We start from the raw sequence: 1991 nt of genomic DNA, 5'->3' as shown, positions 1-1991 counted from the left end.
ACCGCGGCGGCGATCGAATCGCCCATGCCCGGATGGCCCGCATCCTCCACATGCCAGGGCAGGCCGCTCGCGCGCACCGCGTCGAGCGTGCGCTCGAGCACCGGTTTTCCGGCCAGCGGCGCGCGCAGCTTGGAGCCGCTGCCGCCGGCGGCCACGAAGCGTTCGCCGCGGCCCGAGGCCAGCACGATCACGGTCGGGGGATTCGCGAGGGTGGTCACGGCGCGAGTATCGCTTGGGCAACAATGCCGCCATGACTTCCCCGACTTCCAAAGAATCGCTGGCCGCGCTGCGCAAGAGCTACGAGCGCGCCGAGCTCGGCGAGGCGCACAGCGCCGACGATCCGCTGCGCCAGTTCGAGCGCTGGCTCGACGAGGCCATCGACGCCCAGGTGCCCGAGCCCAACGCGATGACCTTGTGCACCGTCGGCAGCGACCTGCGGCCCTCGAGCCGCATCGTGCTGATCAAGGGCTACGACGCGCGCGGCCTGGTCTGGTACACCAACTACGAGAGCCGCAAGGGCCGCGAGCTCGCGGGCAACCCCTATGCCTCGCTGCAGTTCCACTGGGTCGAGCTCGAGCGCGTGGTGCGCATCGAGGGCCGGGTCGAGAAGGCCGGCGCCGACGAGAGCGACGCCTACTACGCGAGCCGCCCGCTCGATTCGCGCCTGGGCGCTTGGGCCAGCCCGCAGAGCGAGGTGATCGGCGGGCGCGAGGTGCTGGTGAAGAATGCGGCCGTCGCCGCGGCGAAGTACCTGCTCTCGCCGCCGCGCCCGCCGCACTGGGGCGGTTACCGGCTGGTGCCCGACCGCTGGGAGTTCTGGCAGGGCCGCAAGAGCCGGCTGCACGACCGGCTGCGCTACCGGCTCGAAGCCGGCCAGTGGACGCGCGAGCGGCTAGCCCCCTGACAGATCAGGCCTCGCAGCCCGTCACCTTGAATTCGACGCGGCGATCGAGCGCGTCGCTCGCATCGTCGGCGCCCGTGCCCACGATGTTCTCGCGGAAGCCGGCGCCGGCTTCGCGCAGCTTCTTCGCCAGCGGCGGGGCCTCGCCCACCAGCCGGGTCTTGACGGTCACCGCGCGCTGCAGCGACAGCCGCTCGTTGACCGCCTCCGAGCCGGTGCGGCTGGTGTGGCCGGTCACGACCACGCAGGAATCGATCTGCGCCGCCTGGCGCGCGATCTGGCGCAACCACATCGGGTACGCGGCGCTGATCTTCGGGTCGGCCAGGAAGTCGGTCGAGCCCGGCTTGAACAGGAACTTCACGCTGAGGTTGTTGGTTTCGAGCCCCAGCCGCGCGAGCGTGCCGAAGGTCTTCTCGGCATCGGCGGTGCGACCGAGCTGCGACTGCGTGAGGTACAGGCCGCTGTAGACGCGCAGCTGCTGCCCGTCGGGGCGGCGCGAGGCGGCGTCGTAGCGCGCCAGCGCCTCCTGCAGCCGGCCGGCCTCGTAGGCGGCGGTGGCTTCCTGCATCACGGTCGCGGTCGGCAGGCGTTCGAGGTAGAGCGCGTCGGCGGCCTGGCCCGGCTGGGTCTCGGCGGTGCGGATGTAGCCCTCGACGCCGCGGTCCTTGCCGTTGACCGGGCTGTCGCGGAAGAAGGCCGTGGGCCGGGTGTCGAGCGAGGCATCGCTGATGCGCGCCACCGACTGCGCGATCACCACGCCGCTCTTGATCTCGGTCAGCGCCAGGTTCAGCCGGTAGGGCGAGCCACCCGCTTCCTTGTCGCGCACCAGCGTGCCGTTGAGCACGTACTGCGCGGTGGCGATCTCGGTGCTGTTGAACGGCGTCACGGTGAACTGCTTGAACTGCGCCTGCATGCGCTGGACGATGCGCTGCTCGGCCACGCGCGTGACCTCGGTCTGCTGGCCGCTGGCGCTCTCGAGCAGCGGGTCGATGACGATGCGGCTCTGCTTCATCGACGACTCGACCTTGGCGAGGAAGCCCGGCAGCTTCTTGGTCTGCACCATCAGGTCGTCCACCGCCTGGTCGACGGC

The 1991-nt window shown here is 71.0% G+C and carries 3 protein-coding genes; 1 reads left to right on the top strand and 2 read right to left on the bottom strand.

The window, feature by feature from the left end; translation table 11 throughout:
- A partial coding sequence (locus tag AC27VN_RS39965; RefSeq protein WP_490880283.1) for an NTP transferase domain-containing protein occupies positions 1-218 on the bottom strand: 218 nt, incomplete at its 3' end.
- Positions 219-250: 32 nt separating this feature from the next.
- Between AC27VN_RS39965 and pdxH the strand changes: the two genes are divergently transcribed.
- Positions 251-904, top strand: coding sequence for a pyridoxamine 5'-phosphate oxidase (pdxH, locus tag AC27VN_RS39960; RefSeq protein ID WP_203202142.1), 654 nt, complete (start codon positions 251-253; stop codon positions 902-904).
- Between the two features lie 4 nt (positions 905-908).
- Here the strand turns inward: pdxH and AC27VN_RS39955 are convergent.
- The coding region (locus AC27VN_RS39955) for an OmpA family protein (RefSeq protein WP_490880282.1) at positions 909-1991 on the bottom strand (1083 nt) is incomplete at its 5' end.

The sequence above is a fragment of the Variovorax sp. 20P10.2.4 genome (genome assembly GCF_058244205.1).
Note: the sequence above shows the minus strand (reverse complement) of the source record. Positions and strands in the feature narration are given on the sequence as shown.

Excerpts from the sequence above, each read along its gene's own strand:
- pdxH (WP_203202142.1), top strand. The coding sequence starts at position 251 with ATGACTTCCCCGACTTCCAAAGAATCGCTGGCCGCGCTGCGCAAGAGC.